Annotated in this window: 14 protein-coding genes; 4 read left to right on the forward strand and 10 right to left on the reverse strand. The window is 71.1% G+C overall.

The genetic code is table 11. The annotated features are described in order from the left end of the window. Positions 1–1,021: 1,021 nt before the first annotated feature. The 6 genes from O7635_RS03610 to O7635_RS03635 form a co-directional block, all read right to left on the reverse strand. A complete protein-coding gene (locus O7635_RS03610) occupies positions 1,022–2,215 on the reverse strand; it encodes a saccharopine dehydrogenase C-terminal domain-containing protein (protein ID WP_278078979.1) in 1,194 nt (397 codons plus the stop codon). Continuing rightward, positions 2,215–3,609, reverse strand: coding sequence for an FAD-dependent oxidoreductase (locus O7635_RS03615; RefSeq protein WP_278078980.1), 1,395 nt, complete (start codon positions 3,607–3,609; stop codon positions 2,215–2,217). The genes O7635_RS03610 and O7635_RS03615 overlap by 1 nt, the downstream gene beginning before the upstream one ends. Continuing rightward, positions 3,606–4,409 (reverse strand): ABC transporter permease, encoded by an 804-nt coding sequence (locus O7635_RS03620; RefSeq protein ID WP_278078981.1) that lies wholly within the window; start codon positions 4,407–4,409, stop codon positions 3,606–3,608. The genes O7635_RS03615 and O7635_RS03620 overlap by 4 nt, the downstream gene beginning before the upstream one ends. Before the next feature lies 1 nt (position 4,410). Next, positions 4,411–5,241, reverse strand: a complete 831-nt coding sequence (locus tag O7635_RS03625) for an ABC transporter permease (protein ID WP_278085357.1) — start codon at positions 5,239–5,241, stop codon at positions 4,411–4,413. A 74-nt stretch (positions 5,242–5,315) separates the two neighbouring features. After that, positions 5,316–6,476, reverse strand: a complete 1,161-nt coding sequence (locus O7635_RS03630; RefSeq protein ID WP_278078982.1) for an ABC transporter ATP-binding protein — start codon at positions 6,474–6,476, stop codon at positions 5,316–5,318. 1 nt (position 6,477) lies between these two features. Beyond that, a complete protein-coding gene (locus O7635_RS03635; RefSeq protein ID WP_278078983.1) occupies positions 6,478–7,710 on the reverse strand; it encodes a spermidine/putrescine ABC transporter substrate-binding protein in 1,233 nt (410 codons plus the stop codon). Positions 7,711–7,924: 214 nt separating this feature from the next. On the opposite strand from O7635_RS03635, the gene O7635_RS03640 reads away from it, so the two are divergent. From O7635_RS03640 to O7635_RS03650, 3 genes are all read left to right on the forward strand, one after another. After that, the gene (locus O7635_RS03640) at positions 7,925–8,392 is read left to right on the forward strand and encodes an Lrp/AsnC family transcriptional regulator (protein WP_278078984.1); all 468 of its coding nucleotides are present in this window, start codon (positions 7,925–7,927) and stop codon (positions 8,390–8,392) included. Between the two features lie 127 nt (positions 8,393–8,519). Further along, complete coding sequence (locus tag O7635_RS03645) at positions 8,520–9,866, forward strand: aspartate aminotransferase family protein (RefSeq protein ID WP_278085358.1); 1,347 nt, start codon at positions 8,520–8,522, stop codon at positions 9,864–9,866. 11 nt (positions 9,867–9,877) lie between these two features. Continuing rightward, positions 9,878–11,212 (forward strand): FAD-binding oxidoreductase, encoded by a 1,335-nt coding sequence (locus O7635_RS03650; RefSeq protein WP_278085359.1) that lies wholly within the window; start codon positions 9,878–9,880, stop codon positions 11,210–11,212. Between the two features lie 1,045 nt (positions 11,213–12,257). Here the strand turns inward: O7635_RS03650 and O7635_RS03655 are convergent. Next, positions 12,258–12,620, reverse strand: a complete 363-nt coding sequence (locus tag O7635_RS03655; RefSeq protein WP_278078985.1) for a DUF3499 domain-containing protein — start codon at positions 12,618–12,620, stop codon at positions 12,258–12,260. 100 nt (positions 12,621–12,720) lie between these two features. Here O7635_RS03655 and O7635_RS03660 point away from each other — a divergent pair, with 100 nt between their 5' ends. Then, positions 12,721–13,164 (forward strand): metallopeptidase family protein, encoded by a 444-nt coding sequence (locus O7635_RS03660; RefSeq protein ID WP_203718471.1) that lies wholly within the window; start codon positions 12,721–12,723, stop codon positions 13,162–13,164. Between the two features lie 608 nt (positions 13,165–13,772). Here the strand turns inward: O7635_RS03660 and O7635_RS03665 are convergent. From O7635_RS03665 to O7635_RS03675, 3 genes are all read right to left on the reverse strand, one after another. Beyond that, the gene (locus O7635_RS03665; RefSeq protein WP_089245306.1) at positions 13,773–14,036 is read right to left on the reverse strand and encodes a WhiB family transcriptional regulator; all 264 of its coding nucleotides are present in this window, start codon (positions 14,034–14,036) and stop codon (positions 13,773–13,775) included. Between the two features lie 814 nt (positions 14,037–14,850). Continuing rightward, positions 14,851–15,132 (reverse strand): hypothetical protein, encoded by a 282-nt coding sequence (locus tag O7635_RS03670; protein WP_278078986.1) that lies wholly within the window; start codon positions 15,130–15,132, stop codon positions 14,851–14,853. A gap of 277 nt (positions 15,133–15,409) precedes the next feature. After that, entirely contained in the window at positions 15,410–17,929 is a 2,520-nt protein-coding gene (locus O7635_RS03675; RefSeq protein ID WP_278085360.1) for a bifunctional FO biosynthesis protein CofGH, read from the reverse strand. Positions 17,930–18,026 lie beyond the last annotated feature (97 nt).

Consider the following 18,026-nt stretch of genomic DNA (forward strand, 5'->3'; position numbering starts at 1 on the left):
GCGCGCACAGAGCTGAGCGGTTCGCCGTGAGCGGAATCGGGAGGCGGGGTCCTTGCTCTGCAGCCACATACGCAACGGTCCGGTGCGGAGCTGGTGCGCATCGCATCAGCCTGCGAGCCACAGCGATGATCATCTCGCCCGCGCCAGGAGAGCTGGACTTGGCCAACCTGGCCGCCTGGCCAACCTGGCTACGGGCGGGAACCGCCCCAGCGCGACGGAGACCTCGGCCGTGGGCAAACAGGACCTCGACCGGGTGGCGAGGGAGGGCTTTGGCTCACGCGAGGGGTCTCGGCGAGCGGGAGGGAGGGCCTTGGCCAGGGCGAGGGAGGGCCTTGGCTCACGCGAGGGGTCTCGGCGAGCGGGAGGGAGGGCCTTGGCCAGCGCGAAGGAGGCTCTCGGCGAGCGCGAGGGAGAGCCTCGGCCAGCGCGAAGGAGGCTCTCGGCGAGCGCGAGGGAGAGCCTCGGCCAGCGCGATTGCCGGTCCGACGGCTGACGCCTGGTAGGCGAGGCACCACGGAGGCGGCGGAGGCCCTCCCTCGCGCTGGCCGATGCCCTGCCTCGTGCTGGCGGAGGCCGAGGTCGTGCTGGGTGAGGCCGGCCCGCGTGCCACCCGATCCGCCTTCGGCCCGCACTCCCCTGCTGGACGAAGTCAAAGATCAACCGCCACAACTCGTGATCAGGTGCGTCGCGTCAGGAACCCGGCAGCCGGGGTCCATGAGCAAGTGCATCCGATCGGGAAAGCGGTCGGCGTGTCGTCCAGGCCAGACGCACATGATCTTGTGCGAATGGCGCCACAAGCCAGGACCGACGCACATGATCAAGGCAAGGCACCTCGACGAGCGTTCGAAGCAGAACAAAGGCGCTCTGCGAAGACCCCGGCGAACCCAAACGCGATGCGCTCGCCGAGCGGTGATGCGTGAATCGATGCAAAACCAAGCCGATCCAGCCAATGAAAGAGCCGGCCGGGCCGGGTGGCGCGAGCCAAGCCATGATGCGTGGACGAACCAGAGCAAGCAGCGTCTCAGCGCATGGCCCAGGGCGAGCCGTAGGCGGCCAGCAGGTCCAGGAACGGCTTCGGCGGCAGCGCTTCCGGGCCCAGGACACCGACGCCCGACCACGTCCCGCCGGCCAGCAGTTCGAGGGCCACCACCGGGTTGACGGCGGTCTGCCACACGACGGCCTGATGCCCGTACTCGCGCATCGACCATTCGTTGTCGACCACGTGGTAGAGGTAGACCTCCCGCGGCGACCCGTCGACACCGGTGCCCCGCACCCACGTCCCCGCGCACGTCTTGCCGCGCATCCGCGGCCCCAGAGAAGCCGGATCCGGCAGGCACGCCGCCACCACGTCGCGCGGCGCCACCGACACGTCGCCGACCTTCACCGGCACGGTCGAGTCCAGGCCCAGGAGATGCAACGTACGCAGGACCGAGACGAACTCGGCTCCCAGCCCGTACTTGAACGTCACCCGACCCGCGTCGACCCAGCGCGGAATCAGCAGGACCTCTTCGTGCTCGACGTTGACGCACTCGACCGGCCCGATGCCGGCCGGGAAGTCGAACACCTCCGGTTCCGAGAACGGCTCCGTGGTGAACCAGCCCCGCTCCCGCTCCCAGACCACCGGCGGGTTGAGGCACTCCTCGATCGTCGTCCAGATCGAGAACGACGGCGCGAACGCGTGCCCGTCGACCACGAGGTTCGACCCGTCCCGCACGCCGATCTCGTCAATCGACGAGAACAGCTCGTCGGCGGCATAACGGGCGAAGATGTCGGACAGCCCCGGTTCCACCCCGATGCCGCACAGCGCCAGCCGCCCCGCCTCCGTCCACAGCGACGACGTCGCGAACTGGGCCTCGCCGAGCACGACACCGGTCGACGCGTACGGCTGGGTCGGGTGCGGCTGGGACAGCGACATCGCCATGTCGAGGTAGTCGGCCCCCGCCGCGAACGCACCGTCGAATATGGACATGACGAACCGCGGGTCCACCGCGTTGAAGACGTGCGTCGCCCCCGCGGCCAGGTCCCGCACCTCCGTCGCGGACGACGCGTCGACGCGGGCCGCCGAGAACCGCGGGTCGTCGACCGCGGCGACCACCGCCTGCGCCCGCTCCAGCGAATAGTCCGCCACCACCCACGACGAGAAGAACGTGCGGCGCGCGGCGATCGCGGCGGCCGCGGCCCCGACGCCGCCGGCGCCGATCTGCAGGACACGCATCAGGAATCGAACCCCAAACCGAATCTGTCGAGCGTACGCAGCCACACGTTGCGCCGGCCCTCGTGCGCGTCGGCGTGCGCCATGGACCAGCGGGTCGCGTTGATGACGAGGGAGCGCAGCGGTTCCGGCGGGAACGGCACCGGGCGGCTTCGTACGAAGTCCAAAGTGGTCAATGGTGTGGGCTTGCCGGCGAGCAGGTCCAGCGCCACGCGGGCCCCGAAGCGGCTCGCGCCGACGCCGAGCCCCGTGAAGCCGGACGCGTAGGCCACCCGACCGCCGAGCGCCGTGCCGAAGAACGCGCAGAAGCGGGAGCAGGTGTCGACCACGCCGCCCCAGCGATGGGTGAACGTGACGTCGGCCAGCTGTGGGAACGTCTCGAAGAAGTGCTGAGCCAGCGTCGCGAACGTCGGCGCCTCCCGGGCCAGCCTCGGCGCCATCCGGTTGCCGAAGTGGTAGACGGCGTCGTACCCGCCGAAGAGGATCCGGTTGTCGGCGGTCAGCCGGTAGTAGTGGAACTGGTTGCCGGAGTCCGCCAGCCCCTGCCGGCGCCGCCAGCCGATCGACGCCAGTTCGTCGGCCGACAGTGGCCGAGTGACCAGCGCGTAGTCGTAGACCGGCACGACGTAGGCCCGCAGCCGGCGCAGCAACGGCGGGAACGCGTTGGCGGCCAGCACGACCGCGCCGGCCCGCACCGAACCGGCCTCGCCACGCGCCACCACCCCCACGCCGTCCCGGGCCAACCCGGTCACCCGCGTGTGCTCGAACACCCGCACCCCCAGCGACAGGCAGGCGGCGCGCAGCCCCCAGGCCAGCCGGGCCGGGTCCAGCATGACCGTGCGGTCGCGGTCCCAGACGCCGCCGAGGTAGGTGGGCGAGTCGACCTCCGCCCGCACCTCGTCGCGGCCGAGCACCACGACGTCGTGCCCATGCCGGCGGGCGAGGGCAGCGTCCGATGCCAGATCGGCCACCTGGTGCGCCGCGGTGGCGAGCGAGATCTCCCCGGTGCGCTCGACGTCGCAGCGGATGTCGAACAGCGAGACCGTGGCCAGCAGCGCGTCGAGGTTGGCGGCGCCCAGCTTCTCCAGCGTGTCGATCTCGCGGGGGAAACGGGCCGCGCCGTTGGCCAGGCCGTGGGTGAGCGAGGCCGCGCAGAAACCGCCGTTGCGGCCCGAGGCCGCCCAGCCGCAGGTGCCGGCCTCGAGCAGCACGACGTCGCGCCCGGGGTCGTCCTGCTTGGCCTGCAGCGCCGCCCAGAGTCCCGAGTAGCCGCCGCCGATCACCAGCAGGTCGGCGCTCGTGTCGCCGGTCAGCGGTGGCAGCGGATCGGGGCGCTCGGGACGGTCGAGCCAGAAGACCTTGGGCTGCGCGTCCGCGAGCGCCCGACCGACGTTCATGCCACCCGCGCCCCCCGTCGACGCCGCACGTTGGTCGCCACCACCAGCAGCAGCGCGATCGCGAACATGGCCGTGCCGATGACGTTGACCTGCGGCGGGATGCCGCGCTGGTTGGCTCCCCAAACGTACATCGGGAAGGTCACCGTGTTGCCCGAGTTGAAGTTCGTGATGATGAAGTCGTCGAACGACAGCGAGAACGCCAGCAGCGCGGCCGCGACGATGCCCGGCAGCACGAGCGGCAGCGTGACGCGGCGGAACGTCTGGAACGGCGTGGCGTAGAGGTCCATCGCCGCCTCCTCGAGCCGCGCGTCCATGCCGGCCAGCCGCGCCTTGACCGTGACCACCACGAACGAGACGCAGAACATGATGTGCGCGATCAGGATCGTGACGAAGCCCAGCTGGACGCCGCCGGCCGTGAACAGCGCCAGCAGGGACGTGCCCATGACGAGCTCGGGCGTCGCCATCGGCAGGAAGATCAGCAGGTTGGTGGCCCCGCGGCCGCGGAACTGGTGGCGGGCCAGGGCGAACGCCATCAGCGTGCCGAGGATCGTCGAGCCAACCGTGGCCAGCAGACCGATCCAGGCCGAACGGCCGACGGCGGCGCAGAGGTCGGCCGGACCGCACAGGTTGGTCCAGTTGTCGGTGGTGAACGCGTTGAAGTCGTAGGAGAGGCGGCTCGACGGGCGGTTGAACGAGAGCCCCGCCACGACCGCGATCGGCAGGAACAGGTAGATCAGCACCATCAGGCCGACGGTCAGCACCCAGTGCTCCGCGATCCAGCGTCCGATCCGGTGTGTCATCTCAGACCACCTCGTCGGTGCCGGAGCGGCGCACGTAGAAGAAGACGATCGCCAGGATGACGGCCATCAGCAGGAACGAGAGGGCGGCGCCCTGCGGTGGCTCCTGCCGGGACAGGAACGCCGAGTTGACGACGTTGCCGACCATCGTGGTGTTGGTGTTGCCGAGCAGCGCAGCGTTGATGTAGTCGCCGACCGCCGGGATGAAGAACAGCAGCGTGCCGGCGACCAGGCCCGGCATCGACAGCGGGAGCGTGACCTTGAGGAAGGTACGGGTCGGGCTCGAGTAGAGGTCGCCCGCCGCCTCCAGCAGCCTGGTGTCGAGCCGTTCGAGGCTGGCGTAGAGCGGCAGCACGAGGAACGGCAGGAAGTTGTAGGTCAGGCCGAGCACGACGGCGAGCGGGGTGGCCAGCAGCCGGCCGTCGGCCGCGAGGAGGCCGATGTCGCGCAGGAAGCCGACCAGGGCGCCGTTGTCGGACAGGATCGTCTTCCAGGCCAGCGTGCGCACCAGGAAGCTGGTGAACATCGGCGCGACGACGCAGATCAGCAGCACGTTCTTCCACCGGCCGGCCTTCTGCGCGATGGCGTAGGCCAGCGGGTAGCCGATCAGAATGCCGATCACCGTGGCGATGCCGGCGTAGGCGAAGGAGCGGACGACCTGGGGCCAGGCGTACGCGATCGCGTCCGGGTAGTTGCTGAACGCCCAGGTCATCGCGTAGCCGGTGGTCACCGAGCCGGACGGGTCGTAAAGGCTGGTGGCGCCGAGCTGCACCGCGGGCACCACGAAGAACAGCACGAGCCAGGCGCCGCCGGGGAGCAGCAGGAGATAGGGCAGCCACCCCCGGCGGGTGCGGCGCGGGTCGGCGCCGGGCGTCTCGACCGGGCGCGCGCCGACGCCGGTCAGAAAGCTCACGAGCCGACCCCGACCGCGTCCGGCGTGTCCAGCACCGGCGTGGTGCGGTCGCCCTCGCCCGGCTCGCGGTGCAGCAGGAACGCGTGCTCCGGGCTCCAGTGGGCGGTGACCTCGGCGCCGACCGCCAGCGGCGCCGCCGATCCGTTGTTGGGCGCGAACACCGCGAGCTCGGTGCCCCAGCCGGTCCGGACGAGATACTGCGTGCTGACGCCCACATAGGACGAGTCCGTGACGACGCCCGTCACCGACTGGTGTCCGGTGGGCACCGCGGCGCCGTCGGCGACCAGGGCGAGCTTCTCCGGGCGTACGCCGAGGAAGACCGGACCGTGCTCGGAGCGCGCCCGGACCGCGGGCACCGCGAACCGCTGGCCGTAGGCCTCGACCAGCACGTCGCCGCCGGACCGCCCGTCGGCCTCACCGGCCAGCAGGTTGGACTGGCCGAGGAAGTTGGCCACGAACGCGGTCGCCGGGTACTCGTAGATCTCCGCGGGGCGGCCGAGCTGCTCGATCCTGCCCGCGTTCATCACCGCGACCGTGTCGGCCATCGTCATGGCCTCCTCCTGGTCGTGGGTGACGTGGACGAACGTGATGCCGACCTCGGTCTGGATGCGCTTGAGCTCGATCTGCATCTGCCGGCGCAGCTTGAGGTCGAGGGCGCCGAGCGGCTCGTCGAGCAGCAGCACCTGCGGGTGGTTGATCAGGGCCCGGGCCAGCGCGACCCGTTGCTGCTGACCTCCGGACAGCTCGGCCGGCCGCCGCTTGCCGAAGCCGTCGAGCTGGACCAGCGCGAGCATCTCCTCGACCTGCGAGCGGACCTCGCGCACCTTGCGCCGGCGCAGCCCGAACGCCACGTTCTCGAACACGTCGAGGTGCGGGAAGAGCGCGTAGCTCTGGAACACGGTGTTGACCGGCCGCTGGTAGGGGCGCAGGCGGGTGATGTCGCGGTCGCCCAGCCGGACCTCGCCGGCGGTCGGCTCCTCCAGCCCGGCCACCATCCGCAGCGTGGTGGTCTTGCCGCAGCCCGAGGCGCCGAGCAGCGCGAAGAAGGCGCCCTGCGGGACGGTCAGCGTGAGGTCGTCGACCGCGGTGAACACGCCGCCGAACCGCTTGGTGAGGTTGGTGAGCCGCAGGTCGCCGGCGTCGGATCCGCTCGCCACGTCAGGCTCCGATGACGCGCTGGAACGCGGACTCGTACTCCCGCTCCTCGGACTCGCTCAACGCCTTGAAGACCTTGGCGTTCCCGAGCAGCGCGTCGTCAGGGAAGATCAACGGGTTCGCGGCCAGCTCCGGGTCGATCTTCTCCATCGCCTCCTTGGCGCCGCTGACCGGGCAGATGTAGTTGACGTAGGCGGCGACCTCGGCGGCCACGGCCGGGTCGTAGTAGTAGTCGAGGAACTGCTCGGCGTTGGCCTTGTGCGCGGCCTTGTTGGGCACCGAGGAGTTGTCGGAATAGAGCATCGCGCCGCTGTCGGGCGCCACGAACTTGATCTTCGGGTCCTCCAGGCCGAGCTGGATGATGTCGCCGGACCAGCCGATGCACGCGGCGATGTCGCCCTTGGCCAGCTCGGGCGCGTAGTCGTTGCCGGTGAACCGGCGGATCTGCCCGGCGTCGACCGCCTTCTGCAGCTTGTTGATCGCGTCGTCGAACTGCGCCTTGGTGAAGTCGGACGGGTCGTGGCCGTTGGAGAGCAGGATCAGCCCCATCGTGTCGCGCATCTCGGTCAGCGCGGTCACCTTGCCCTTGAGGTCGGGCCGGGTGAGCAGCTCGTCGACGGAGCGGATCTCCTTGGCCACGTTGCCGTTGAACGCGAGGCCGGCGAGGCCGGACTGCCACGGGACCGCGTACTCGTTGTTCTTGTCGAACGGGCGGCCCTTGAGCGACGGCAGCAGGTTGGCCTGGAAGTTGGGCATCTTCGCGGTGTCGAGCTTCTGCAGCCAGCCGAGCCGGATCATGCGGGCGGTCATCCAGTCGGTGAGGACGATGACGTCGCGGTCCGTCGGTTGGCAGGCGGTGAGCTGATTCTGCACCTTGCCGAAGAACTCGTTGTTGTCGTTGATGTCTTCCGTGTAACTGACCTTGATGCCGCTCTTCTGCTCGAATGCGGCGAGAGTCGGCCGCTTCGATTCGTCTTTCTCGTCGACGTCGATATATTGCGGCCAGTTCGAGACGATGAGCGTCTTGTCCGAGGCCGAACTGTCTTCACTGACACAGCTGGCCTCCGTCTGCTGCGCGCCCTTGGTGCCGCAGGCGACGAGGGCGCCACCGGAAACGGCCAGCGCGCCGGAGGCGAGGGCGCCGCGCATCAGGGTGCGGCGCGACAGGGAGGAACGCGAGAAGGAGAGCAGGGCCGCGGCCTCGGGCGAAAGCGGGGGTTGCGTGCGGTAGCGCATCGAGGGCTCCCGGGGGGTTCGGTCTAGTTGGGGGATAGCTAGACGACGACCGATCCTGACATGCGTGGACCCCTGTCACAAGGGATTCCGTTGTGGCACTCGTAGTTGACGACGAAATGCGGAAGACTTGCGGCCGTAACGCAGGTCGGTTATTCGAGGAGGCTGCCGGATGGGCATCTCGGGCAATGGGGTTGTCCCCGGCGCGCGCCGCGTCATGGTTCGCGAGGGGGCCAGTCATGCACTGCTCGACGACGTCGCCAAGCAGATCATCGAACAGCTCCAGGAGGACGGGCGACGGCCGTACGCGTCGATCGGCAAGGCTGTCGGTCTGTCCGAGGCGGCGGTCCGCCAGCGGGTGCAGCGGCTGCTCGACGCCGGGGTGATGCAGATCGTCGCGGTGACCGACCCGCTCCAGCTGGGCTTTCCGCGCCAGGCCATGATCGGGCTGCGGATCTCCGGCGACCTGGAGCAGGTGGCCGACCGGCTGGCCGACCTGCACGAGGTCGATTATGTCGTGATCACCGCGGGCTCGTTCGACCTCCTCTGCGAGGTGGTGTGCCGCGACGACGACCACCTGCTGGAGATGCTCAAGCGCCTGCGGGCCGTCGAGGGCGTGGTGTCGACGGAGGCGTTCGTCTATCTCAAACTGCGGAAGCAGACCTATTCATGGGGTACGCCCTAGCTTCGGATTTCGTGGTCTGTTGCCTCTGTGGCTTCTGGAACGCTTGCCTCGGGTGGCGATCTCGTGCGATAACCGTAGTAGGTGCTGTGAGCTCACCCGCTCGCACGACGACGCGATGGGGAACCCGATGGCCAACGCCACCGACCACCTGTGGATGCACTTCACCCGGATGTCGAGCTACCGCGACGGGGAGGTGCCCACGATCGTCCGCGGCGAGGGGGCCTACGTCTGGGACTCCGCCGGCCGCCGCTACCTCGACGGCCTGGCCGGCCTGTTCGTGGTCAACGCCGGCCACGGCCGCACCGAGCTCGCCGACGCCGCCGCCAAGCAGGCCGCGGAGCTCGCGTTCTTCCCGCTCTGGTCCTACGCGCACCCGACCGCGGTCGAGCTCGCCTCCCGGATCGCCTCCCTCGCACCCGGCGACCTCAACCGCGTGTTCTTCACGACCGGCGGGTCCGAGGCGGTCGAGTCGGCGTGGAAGCTGGCCCGGGCGTACTTCAAGCGCGTCGGCAAGCCCACCAAGCACAAAGTGGTGAGCCGGCACATCGCCTACCACGGCACGTCGATGGGCGCGCTGTCGATCACCGGTCTGCCGGGGATCAAGTCGGACTTCGAGCCGCTGGTGCCCGGTGGAATCAAGGTGCCCAACACCAACTTCTATCGGGCGCCGGAGCACGGGTCGTCGGCCGTCGAGTTCGGGCGGTGGGCCGCGGACGAGATCGCGCGGGCGATCGAGCGGGAAGGGCCGGACACGGTCGCCGCGGTGTTCCTGGAGCCGGTGCAGAACTCGGGTGGGTGCTTCCCGCCGCCGCCCGGCTACTTCGAGCGGGTGCGGGAGATCTGCGACGCGTACGACGTGTTGTTGGTGTCCGACGAGGTGATCTGCGCCTGGGGCCGGCTCGGGCACTATTTCGGCGCGTCCCGTTACGGCTACCAGCCCGACATCATCACCACGGCGAAGGGCCTGACCTCCGGGTACGCGCCGCTGGGCGCGATGATCGCGCGGGACTCGTTGATTGAGCCGTTCCTATCCGAGACTGAGATGTTCGCGCACGGGATCACGTTCGGCGGGCATCCGGTGTCGTGCGCGGTGGCGCTGGCGAACCTCGACGTCTTCGCGCGGGAAGACCTGAACGGTCACGTGCGTAGTAACGAGGACGCGTTCCGGTCCACCCTCTCGCGGCTGCTGGACCTGCCGATCGTCGGTGACGTGCGGGGTGACGGCTACTTCTACGGGATCGAGCTCGTCAAGGACAAGGCGACCCGGGAGACGTTCGACGAGGCGGAGTCGGAGCGGCTGCTGCGCGGCTTCCTGTCGTCCGCGCTGTTCCAGGCGGGCCTCTACTGCCGGGCCGACGACCGCGGCGACCCGGTCATCCAGCTGGCGCCGCCGCTGATCTGCGAGCAGCAGCAGTTCGACGAGATGGAGCAGATCCTGCGGGCGGTGCTGACGGAGGCGTGGCAGCGCCTGTGATCTCGTTCTGGATGGGCCCGCCGCCGCCGTTGCGCCCACCCTTGCCGAGTTCGTTGTCGTGCGACGTGGCGATCGTGGGAGCGGGCTTCACCGGGCTGTGGACGGCGTACTACCTGATCTCGGCGGACCCGTCGTTGCGGGTGGTGGTGTTGGAGGCGTCGTACGCGGGGTTCGGGGCGTCCGGTCGCAACGGCGGGTGGTGCTCGGCGCTGCTGCCGACGTCGCTGCCGACGCTTTCACGGCGGTTCGGGCGGTCGGCGGCGGTCGCCTTCCAGCGTGCGATGAACGCGACCGTCGACGAGGTGGGGCGGGTCGCTTCTGTCGAGGGCATCGCGTGCGATTTCCACAAGGGTGGGACGGTGGTGGTGGCCCGGTCGCCGGCGCAGCTCGCACGGGCCCGGGCCGCGGTCGAGTCTTCGGCGTCGTTCGGGTTCACCGATGACGTGCTGCTGACGGCGTCGGAGGCGTCGGCCCGGTTGGGCGCGACGTCGGTGGTGGGCGGCGTCTACACGCCGCACTGCGCGGCGATCCAGCCGGCCGCTCTGGTGCGGGGCCTGGCGTCGGTCGTCGCTGCGCGCGGTGTTTCGATCTACGAGGGGACGCCGGCGACTGCGCTGCGGCCGGGTGCGGTGTCGACACCGCACGGGACGGTGCGGGCGCCGGTGGTGGTGCGGGCGACGGAGGGTTACACGTCGTCGCTGCCGGGCCTCGGTCGCGCCGTGGCACCGATCTACTCGCTGATGGTCGCGACGCCGCCGCTGCCGGACTCGGTGTGGGCCTCGATCGGGCTGGGGTCGCGGGAGACGTTCTCGGACTTTCGGCATCTGATCATCTATGGGCAGCGGACCGCTGATGGGCGGTTGGCGTTCGGTGGGCGGGGGGCGCCGTACCATTTCGGGTCCGCGGTCTCGCCCTCGTTTGACCGGGAGCCGTCGGTCTTCCTGGCGCTGCGGCGGGCGTTGGGCGAGCTGTTCCCTGTGCTGGGGGCGTTGCCGCCGGTGTCGCATGCGTGGGGCGGGCCGCTGGGGGTGACCCGCGATTGGACGGCGTCGGTGGGGCTGGACCGGTCGACGGGGCTTGGGTGGGCCGGTGGCTACGTCGGGGACGGGGTCGGGACGTCGAACTTGGCCGGACGGACGCTGGCCGACCTGATCCTTGGCGCCGAGTCTGACCTTGTGCGGCTACCGTGGGTCAATCATCGGTCGCGGCGGTGGGAGCCGGAGCCGTTGCGGTGGTTGGGCATCAACGCGGCCTTGCGCGCGACGGCGTCGGCGGATGCGGTCGAGGCGCGTACGGGGCGGGGGTCGCGGTTGGCGGCCCTCACCGAACGCCTGACCGGCCACTGACGGCGACCACCGCTCATCCGGGGCGCATCCGGGGCGCATCCGCGTCAGCCGGCGCCTGTCCGCCTGAGCCGACGCCTGTCCGGCACAGCCGGCATCTGTCCGGCCCAGCCGACGCCCGCCCGGCACAGCCGACGCCCGCCCGGCACAGCCGACGCCCGCCCGGCACAGCCGACGCCCGCCCGGCCCAGCCCCCGGCGTGGCCGCCGACCAATCGGCATGGCCGCCAACCGCCCGGCCCAGCCGACGCCCGCCCGGCCCAGCCGACGCCCGCCCGGCCCAGCCGACGCCCGCCCGGCACAGCCGACGCCCGCCCGGCACAGCCAACGCCCGCCCGGCACAGCCAACGCCCGCCCGGCACAGCCAACGCCCGCCCGGCACAGCCAACGCCCGCCCGGCCCAGCCGACGCCCGCCCGGCCCAGCCGACGCCCGCCCGGCCCAGCCGACGCCCGCCCGGCCCAGCCGACGCCCGCCCGGCCCAGCCGGCACCTGTCCGGGCTCAGCCGGCACCTGTCCAGCGGAGCATCGAACCGCCCGGCCCAGCCTCCGGCGTGGCCGCCAACCAAACCGGCATGGCCCCCAACCGGCATGGCCGCCAACCAACCGGCATGGCTGCCAACCGCCCGCCTGAGGCAGCTTCCCGTCCGGTCACGCAGCGCGACCAGACGGTGGGCAAAGGCGAGCGGCGGCCCGGGCGGCGTACTGCGACCGGCCGCCGGTGGGTGTGCGCTGCAGCGTCGTCCTCCATGATCATGTGCAGCACACCTAGGAGTTCGCCGGCGGAAGGCGTGATCATGTGCAGCCCACCTGGAGGTTCGGGGGCGTGTCACCCTGGTCCGATACACATGATCTTGCAGTATGCGATCTGTCCACTCGACTCGGCGCACATGATCAAGGATTCAGCGGCCGAGAATCGGCTGTTCTGAACCCGCGCCACGGTTCCATCGGACGCCCACCCTCGGGGCGCAGGCATCCACTGGCAAGATCGCCTGGCTCCACGCGCCCGACGCGCGGCGGCTCGTCGATCTCGCGATGGAGAGCGGCTCGCTATTGGCTGGGCGGGATGACGCGGAGGTGGCCGCGGCGGCCCTGCTGGTGGCCGGCGTGCGGCATGTCGTCGAAGTCGTCGTAGCGGCCTGGGCGCGCGGCTTCGCGCACGGCGTCGGCGAGGGCTACCAGGTCGTCGGTGGTGGGGGGTGGGGGGTCGAACTCGCCCTCGTGGCGGACCACCTCCCAGCCGCGGGGGGCCGTGAGGGAGCGGGCGTGGGTCTCGCAGAGGTCGTACGTGTGGGGTTCCGCGAAGGCGGCGAGGGGGCCGACCACGGCGGTGGACTCGTGGTAAACGTAGGTCAGCGTGGCGACAGCCGGCCGGGGGCAGCCGTTTCTGGAGCAACGCCGTGGAGACCTCACGGCGGCACGTTATCTCCCCCACCCGGGCGGTGCCCCGCCTTGCGCCGCGACACGCCGATCGGGGGCTAGGCTGAGGCTGCTTTTCTGCAGGAGGTGTGCGATGACCAGCCCGGCCAACCGCCGGCCGCCGTCCGGCCGGCGCCGCGACCGTCACGGTCGTGGGTTGCGGGGGCGCTTGGTCCCGGCGACGGTACCGCTGGCGCGCACGAAGGCCGAGATCTTCGATGATCTTGTGCTCGACACGGTCGAGACGCTGGAACATCGGTTCGCCAAGGAGCTGGCGGGGGTCGAGTTCGCGGTGGAGGACGTGCCGCCGGACCTGAACGTGTACGACACCGACGTGCTGGAAGACGGCGAGGTCCCGCTGGCGCGGCTGTTGCCGGGGCGCCCCGGGCGGGCCGACATGGCCCCGCGAATCGTGCTGTACCGGCGGCCGCTCGAGTTCCGCGCCATGGACCACGACGACCTGGCCGACCTGGTGCACGACGTGATCATCGAACAGGTGGCGAATCTGCTGGGGCTGGATCCTGACGAGCTGAGCTGACGGTCGGCACGTCGGCCTGCCGGGCCGCGGTCGCCGCCTGCCGGCCGCGCTCACCGCCTGCCGGCCGCGCTCACCGCCTGCCGGCCGCGCTCACCCCCCCCGGCCGCGCTCACCGCCTCCCGGCCGCGCTCACCGCCTCCCGCCGTTGCCGCCTTTCGGGCTGCGCTCACCGCCTGCCGGCCGCGGTAGCCGCCTGCCGGTCGCCGTCGCCGCCTGCCGCCGCGATCGCCGCCTCCCGCCGTCGTCGCCTGCCGGACGCCGTCGTCGCCTGCCGGACGCCGTCGCCGCCTGCCGGACGCCGTCGCCGCCTGCCGAGCCGCGGTCGCCAGCCATGCCCTACCGACATTTGGCCATGGTCAGCGGGCCAGTGCGAGGGCCATGCTCGTCCGGTGCCTCAGCCGGCCGCCGGGCGGGTCGGCTCTCGTCGCCCAGCGTTCCCGGCCGCGCCTCGCCGGCGCGATTGTGGTTCTGGATGCGGTCGAGGGCCCGCATCGTGACGATGATGGCCCTCGCTCCCGCTTATGATCTTGTGCCGCTGCCGGTCGCGGGTTCCCCCTCCGCGGTTGTTCGGTCGCGGCTTGCTCCGCTCACTCTGCCGGTCGGCCCGGTCAGGCGACGACGCGCCGCTTCAGCTTGCGCCGCTCCCGCTCCGACAGGCCGCCCCAGATGCCGAACCGCTCGTCGTGCCCGAGCGCGTATTCCAGGCACTCGGCCTTGACATCGCAGCGCGAGCAGATCCGCTTGGCCTCGCGGGTCGAACCGCCCTTCTCCGGAAAGAACGCCTCCGGGTCGGTCTGCGAGCAGAGCGCCCGCTCCTGCCACTCCGGCGCGTTGCCCAGCAGGTCGGCGACCTCGACACGGCCACCATCCATAACGTTGCCTCCTTTCGCACGTCGGCCACTTGCGACCGACGTAACCCCCTCGCGGAAGGCCCTACTTTTTCGCCCGTACGGTCCGTTTTGTCATGTCCCGTTCGAACGACCCCAGTGAAATTACACGCGTGTAATGCGTGCGTCGTCAAGCGGAACCTGATAAATAGGCCCACTCACCGGCGTGCCGTGGGCGACTCGCGGGATGGCGCCTGGCCCTTCGGCTCCCTACCGATCCAGACCCCGAGCGGGTAACGCTCGATCGACCACATTCCCACCAGCTCGGATGTACCAACCGCACACAACAGATCAAACCATGACATCGCTACCTTGATCCACCCGGCCTCCGCTAGTCCCCCAGTCGAGAGCAGGAACCGGACGAGTGATTGCCCACCCAGTTGATCATGCAAACGGGCGGGCTGGGCGTGGCTTTGGTTAGGTTTCGGACCGGCGCGGGCACCGCCCGGGACAGGGACAGGGCCGGCTCGGACCGGCGCGGGGACCGCCCGGGACAGGGACAGGGCCGGCTCGGACCGGCGCGGGCACCGCCCGGGACAGGGACAGGGCCGGCTCGGACCGGCGCGGGCACCGCCCGGGACAGGGACAGGGCCGGCACGTCCTGGAGCATCGCGGCCGCCGCGCCGCCGTCCGGGCCGCGGCCACCTCCTTACCCTTGGGGACCCGCTCAGCCACAGGGCGATCTCCATCAGACGGCCTCGCCTGCCGATGCACGAGACCGATTCAGGGCTGCTTCGGGCGGAAGCTCCAGTTCAGCGTCGCGGCTCGGCGATTGGTGTCGGCACTGGCGCGGCCCGACTCATCCCCGGCGCACCACAACGGCCCGGGCAAGGACGACGGTCTTGCGGTCCAGGCAGTCGCCCGGCCAGACTGCGGCGTCTTGCCGCTGACATCGCACCCGCCCGCCGTGCGGCGCGACGCGCCGGCCCCGGACCCGCCAGCCGACCAGCCGCAGCTGCCGCACGAGCAGCGCCGTCAGGACCAGCGTGGTCGCGACCAGCCGACGGCGACCTGCCGCGTCGTCGCCGAATCCGGCCGTGAGCCGCCCGCGCCGGCGGGCCAGCGCGCTTTGCGCCGGCATGGCGGCTCGGTGGTTCATGGCGGCGCGGCTCAACTATTCCGCGACACACACCGCAGCGGCCTGAGCCTCGACGACGATCCGAGGCCGAAGAGATCGCTGCCCCAGACGGCGTCCTGCCGCCGACATCCCATCCCGGTCGCCTCGTTCGGCCTCACCGGTCGTTGGCGGACGAACCAAGGCGGCTGCTAGCCCGCTGCGACCGGCACGGCCGGTCCTGCTAAGCGATCAGCAGGCGCGCGACTCGGTCCGAGCGGAACCACGAGCCTCCGGGCCCGCGTCAGCGCAGGCCGTACGCGGTTGTGCGCTCGCGGGCCGGGCGTCCGGCCGCGGCCGCGATGGCCTTGAGCTGTTCGACCGTGCGGGCCGAGCCGTTGGCCGAGCCCGCCATGCGCGAGATCGTCTCCTCCATCAGTGTGCCGCCGAGATCGTTGCAGCCGCCGTTGAGCATGGCGACCGTGCCCTCGTCGCCCAGCTTGACCCAGGAGCACTGGATGTTGGCGAGGCGGCCGTGCAGCAGCAGGCGCGCCATGGCGTGGACGACCCGGTTCTCGCGCCAGGTCGGGCCCGGGCGGGCGATGCCGGCCAGGTAGATCGGCGCGTTCGTGTGGACGAACGGGAGCGCCACGAACTCCGTGAAGCCGCCCGTGCGGTCCTGCACGGACGCCAGCACCCGGAAGTGGCCGAGCCATTGGCGGGGGTGGTCGACATGCCCGTACATCATCGTGGAACTGGATCGGATGCCCAGCTCGTGGGCGGTCGACACGACGTCGACCCAGGTGGCGGCCGGCAGTTTGCCCTTGGTCAGCACCCAGCGCACGTCGTCGTCGAGGATCTCCGCGGCCGTGCCCGGGATCGTGTCGAGGCCTGCGTCGCGCAACGTCTCCAGCCAGTCGCGGACCGACATGCCGGCCTTGGCGGCGCCGGTGACGATCTCCATGGGTGAGAACGCGTGGACGTGCATGCCCGGCACACGCGCTTTGATGGCGCGGACCATCTCGGCGTACGCCGTGATCGGCAGTTTCGGGTCGATCCCGCCCTGCATGCAGACTTCGGTGGCGCCCGCGGCCCAGGCTTCCTCGGCGCGGTCGGCGACCTGGTCGACGGATAGTCGGTAGGCGTCGGCGTCGCGCTCACGCTGGGCGAACGCGCAGAACCGGCAGCCGACGTAGCAGACGTTGGAGAAGTTGATGTTGCGATTGACGACATAGGTGACGTCGTCGCCGACCGTGTCCCGGCGGACGTCGTCGGCCAGCCGGCAGAGCTCGTCGAGCGCCGACCCGTCAGCGGTGAACAGCGCCATCGCGGCCGACTCGTGACGCTCCTCGAGCAGCGCGGCGGGGTCGGTGGCGGCGAGGCGCAATCCTTCGAGTACGTCGGACGGCTGCCGCTCCCCCGGCCCCGAGCGCGCTTCCGGCGCAATGCGGTCGGCGATCTCGGACCAGTCGCCGTAGACCGAGTCGAAGTCGCCGCGGCGGTCGCCGGTGCGGCCGGTGGTGTCGATCGTGGCGTGCAGGTCGGTGCGGCCGCCGGGGACGAACGCCTCGTCAGGCTCCTGCCAGGGCCGGCCGACCGGCATCGCGCCCTCGGTCGCCAGGCCCGTCGCCGGGTCGACCAGCGCCGCCACGTGCGCGGCCAGGCGCGGGTCGAGCCAGGGGTCGCCGCGCTGCACGTAGTCGGGATAAATGGTCAATCGCTCGCGCAGCGTGAAACCGGACGCGGCCGAACGGGCGGCGAGTTCGTCGATCATCGGCCACGGGCGTTCGGGGTTGACGTGGTCGGGCGTGACCGGCGAGACGCCGCCCCAGTCGTCGATGCCGGCGTGTAGGAGCAGGTCGTATTCGCCCTCGATCAGGTTGGGCGGCGCCTGGATGCGGGCGCCGGGGCCGAGGACGATGCGGCCGACGGCGATCGTGGCGGCGAGATCGAGCAGCTCGGCGTCGGGCATGCCGCGCATCGCGGTGTCCGGCTTGGCCCGGAAGTTCTGGATGATGACTTCTTGGATGTGGCCGTATTCGCGGGCGGTGCGCCGGATCGCGAACAGCGCGTCGGCCCGCTCGGCCAGGTTTTCGCCGATGCCGATCAGGATGCCGGTGGTGAACGGCACGCCGACCCGGCCCGCGTCGTCGAGCACCCGCAGCCGGACGGCGGGCTCCTTGTCGGGCGAGCCGAAATGCGGGCCGGTCTTGTCGGACCAGAGCCGGGTCGCGGTGGTCTCGAGCATCATGCCCATGCTCGGCGCCACCGGCTTGAGGCGCTGCAGCTCGGCCCAGCTCAGCACGCCGGGGTTGAGGTGCGGCAGGAGGCCGGTCTCCTCGAGGACGGCGATCGCGCTGGCCCGCACGTAGTCGAGCGTCGAGTCGTAGCCGCGCGCGTCGAGCCACTCGCGCGCCGCCGGCCAGCGCTCCTCGGGCCGGTCGCCGAGGGTGAACAGGGCCTCCTTGCAGCCCTGCGCGGCGCCTTCGCGGGCGATCGCGACGACCTCGTCGCGGTCGAGGAAGGCGGCCGGTAGGCGGTGCGGCACGGTCGCGAACGTGCAGTAGTGGCAGCGGTCCCGGCAGAGGCGGGTCAAGGGAATGAAGACCTTGCGCGAGTACGTCACGACGCCCGGCCGGCCGGCGTCGCGTAGCCCGGCGTCGCGGATCCCGCCGGCGATGCGCAGCAGCTCGTCGAGCGCGTCGCCGCGGGCGGCCATCAGATCCGCGGCTTCGCCCTGGTCTAGCGCCTTGCCGTCGGCGGCGCGGGCGAGCGCCCGCCGGATGCTCGCGGCGGTCGGCGGCGTGGGCGCGGTCGGGATCAGATCAGCCACCGTTGAAGCGTAGGCGCTACCACCGACAGGTTCCGTGGCGGCGGTCACGCGGGATAAATCTTGGGCGTGGCGGTGAACCTTTCGCAGC

This window comes from Asanoa sp. WMMD1127 (assembly GCF_029626225.1).
Taxonomy (GTDB): Bacteria; Actinomycetota; Actinomycetes; order Mycobacteriales; family Micromonosporaceae; genus Asanoa.

Excerpts from the sequence above, each read along its gene's own strand:
- O7635_RS03610 (WP_278078979.1), bottom strand. The coding sequence starts at position 2,215 with ATGCGTGTCCTGCAGATCGGCGCCGGCGGCGTCGGGGCCGCGGCCGCC.
- O7635_RS03615 (WP_278078980.1), bottom strand. The coding sequence starts at position 3,609 with ATGAACGTCGGTCGGGCGCTCGCGGACGCGCAGCCCAAGGTCTTCTGG.
- O7635_RS03620 (WP_278078981.1), bottom strand. The coding sequence starts at position 4,409 with ATGACACACCGGATCGGACGCTGGATCGCGGAGCACTGGGTGCTGACC.
- O7635_RS03635 (WP_278078983.1), bottom strand. The coding sequence starts at position 7,710 with ATGCGCTACCGCACGCAACCCCCGCTTTCGCCCGAGGCCGCGGCCCTG.
- O7635_RS03640 (WP_278078984.1), top strand. The coding sequence starts at position 7,925 with ATGGTTCGCGAGGGGGCCAGTCATGCACTGCTCGACGACGTCGCCAAG.
- O7635_RS03645 (WP_278085358.1), top strand. The coding sequence starts at position 8,520 with ATGGCCAACGCCACCGACCACCTGTGGATGCACTTCACCCGGATGTCG.
- O7635_RS03650 (WP_278085359.1), top strand. The coding sequence starts at position 9,878 with ATGGGCCCGCCGCCGCCGTTGCGCCCACCCTTGCCGAGTTCGTTGTCG.
- O7635_RS03660 (WP_203718471.1), top strand. The coding sequence starts at position 12,721 with ATGACCAGCCCGGCCAACCGCCGGCCGCCGTCCGGCCGGCGCCGCGAC.
- O7635_RS03665 (WP_089245306.1), bottom strand. The coding sequence starts at position 14,036 with ATGGATGGTGGCCGTGTCGAGGTCGCCGACCTGCTGGGCAACGCGCCG.
- O7635_RS03670 (WP_278078986.1), bottom strand. The coding sequence starts at position 15,132 with ATGCCGGCGCAAAGCGCGCTGGCCCGCCGGCGCGGGCGGCTCACGGCC.